Source organism: Chitinophaga sp., assembly GCF_036566945.1.
Taxonomy (GTDB): Bacteria; Bacteroidota; Bacteroidia; order Chitinophagales; family Chitinophagaceae; genus Chitinophaga.
The window spans coordinates 1-2669 of sequence record NZ_DATCVJ010000187.1 but is presented as its reverse complement, the minus strand read 5'-3'; the positions used below and the strand labels follow the sequence as shown (position 1 = coordinate 2669).

Below are 2669 nucleotides of genomic sequence, written 5' to 3'. Positions count from 1 at the left end.
CGCCACCGCCAAACATATCATCCATATTGCCACTACCGTAGGAACGGCCACGACCCTGTCCACCGCCGCCATACTGCGACCAGTCGTAATCTTCCGGCCGGCCTCCATGCTGCTCGTAGTACTTGTAGTTTTCGCCGAACTGATCATACTTCTTACGCTTCTCTGCGTCACTCAGCACCTCGTAGGCTTCATTGATCTCTTTAAATTTATCTTCTGCGGCTTTATTATCAGGATTCTTATCCGGGTGATACTTGACCGCCAGTTTACGGTAGGCTTTCTTAATCTGCTCAGCTGTTGCCGTTTTTTCTACTCCCAATACCTTGTAATAATCCTTGACGTCCATAGCTCTAAAACATGTTAAAGTGATAACTTGTTTTATGAATTTACGAATTAACCATGAAAAATAATTGGTGAACAGCCACCAGCATCTCCGGTACTGTTCACCAAGCTTGCCATACAGACATTATCGTTATTTTCCTAGATACACATTCGCCTCCAGTTTGTCAGAAATATATTTGATGGCTTCCTGGGCACGTACGCTGTTACCCGCTTTATCCAGTGGCGGCGAAAAAACAGCAATCGCAAACCTGCCGGGCACTACAGATATAATTCCCCCGCCAACACCGCTTTTACTGGGCAATCCCACCTTAAACATCCAGTCACCGGTAGTTTCATACAAACCCGTGGTACCCATAATCGCCAATACCTTCGGCACATATTTTTCCCTGATCAGCCGCTCTTTGGTAATAGGATTTACGCCGCCATTGGCCAGCGTGCCCGCCATAATTCCCAGGTCCCGGGTATTCACCCCATAAGAACATTGTTTGGTATAAAAGTCACAGGCATAAATAGGGTCATCATACATGTATCCATACGATTTAAGCAACATAGCTATGGCCTGATTATGCTGATTGGTGGCTGCTTCCGACTTGTACAGCTCATCCAGTACCGTCAGGTTGCGCCCCGCAAACCTGGCAAAATAGGCATTCACTTTCTCCCAGGCATCGGCATGTCCGAAATGGCTGGTCAGCAAGCTGGAGGTAGCCATGGCGCCGGCATTCACCAGCGGATTAGAAGGCTTTTGTCCATTCATTTCGATGGCTGGCACCGAGTTAAAAGGCAAACCCGTTTGATCTGCACCTATTTTTTGCAGGATCACAGAATCACCCACAATTTCCATCGCCATGCAAAGGGTAAATACTTTTTCTATGGACTCAATACCAAATTCAAATTTAGTTTCTCCCACCTGGTATACCTGTCCTGCGGTGGTCACCAGCACAATGCCATACATATCGGAATCTACTTTGTCGAGGTAAGGAATATAATCTGCATTCTTACCCCCCTTTTCATTTTTATATAAATTAAATGCCTCGTTAATGATGGCATTATAATCAACTGCTTTCGCCCCCTTCTGGGAGTAAGCGTCTGTAACGCCCAGTGTGAGCAGCATGATCAGCGCAATGGTAATTTTCATGGTGTATGATTTTATGCAGATGATCAGAATTTGAAGAACGCACTGAATTGAGCGCGGACATCTTCTCCGGCGGTGTCGTCCCTGTTCTCCCGTTTCCCATATAATACCTCTCCTGCTATTTTAAAGAAGGTGGTAAAGTAATAAGTTGTGTTGAAGGAGGCGTAATGTGTGGCTTTAATAGCCGTATTGGGCAATGCCAGATCGGGGGTATTTAAATGCAGATAGCCGTATCCGATGGTAGATCCCAGGCTTTGGGTCCAGAAGTGATCGAAGTATACCCAGGTAGCCAGCATATCGATATTTTTAACCGTTTTATCATTTACGCCGGCAAACGCATCATACCCCTCGCCACTGATATCTTCACTATATTTCGCATAGCCGCTACCGTAGGCAAACTGAAATTTCACGTCATCATTTTTACCGATGTTAATATTACCGGATAAATTGAAAGCCCCGCCAATAGTGGTTTTATTGTCCTTGTCCTCATTCTTGTAATCCATGGGATGCAGCAGGCCGGACAAGCGGACATGGCTGCCATTTTTCTTCCCAAAATTCTTTTGAAAGGCGGCGGTAACATCCGGAAAATTCGTTCTCGTCTTCCAGGTTTCCGGTACAGACAAATCACTTCCAGGCTGTTCTACCGACATCGAAAATTTCATGGAAGGACTAAGCGGTTGTGTAAATCTTAACTGTACCTGTCGCGTCCATACGTAAGAGTTGGGACCCCAGTAGTCCATGATATTAGGCCAGTTGTCATCATCCATGAAGTTGGTCCAGTATTGCCCGAATGTCCATTTGCCATGCTGTATGTAGGCATGGCGCAGTCTGGGTGCGGCAGAAAGACTTCCCCACAAATCAAATTCCAGCACCGCTTTTAAAGCGCGTCCTTTGGCGTCTGGCGCACCATAAGCGGTAAATGCAAAACGTGACTGGCGAACCGTGAAAGCAGTATTGCCCTCTGTTATTGTAGGCACCGTAATGGTAGAAGGCTGCATCGCATGCGGATTGCCTATTTCCATAAAATCGTGGATATAATCTGCCTGTACATAGCCGCTAAACTGTAGCCGGATACCTTTTACGTCTGTAAAGAGGAAGCCCTGGTACTTCCCACCTTCAATCATATTACGGGTCAGCCCTTTACCATTTTCTGTGGTATCGTTTTGCGCCAAGGCATGCATATACGTCAATGATATAA

At 46.0% G+C, this 2669-nt stretch carries 3 protein-coding genes; all 3 read right to left on the bottom strand.

The features are described 5' to 3' along the window. Positions 1-343: DnaJ domain-containing protein (locus VIP81_RS05280; RefSeq protein ID WP_331957426.1), on the bottom strand; the 343-nt coding region annotated here is incomplete at its 3' end. 126 nt (positions 344-469) lie between these two features. Further along, complete coding sequence (glsA, locus tag VIP81_RS05275; RefSeq protein ID WP_331957425.1) at positions 470-1474, bottom strand: glutaminase A; 1005 nt, start codon at positions 1472-1474, stop codon at positions 470-472. A gap of 23 nt (positions 1475-1497) precedes the next feature. After that, positions 1498-2669: DcaP family trimeric outer membrane transporter (locus tag VIP81_RS05270; RefSeq protein ID WP_331957424.1), on the bottom strand; the 1172-nt coding region annotated here is incomplete at its 5' end.

Bases quoted from the DNA above. Each gene is read 5' to 3' on its own strand.
- glsA (WP_331957425.1), bottom strand. From the start codon at position 1,474: ATGAAAATTACCATTGCGCTGATCATGCTGCTCACACTGGGCGTTACA.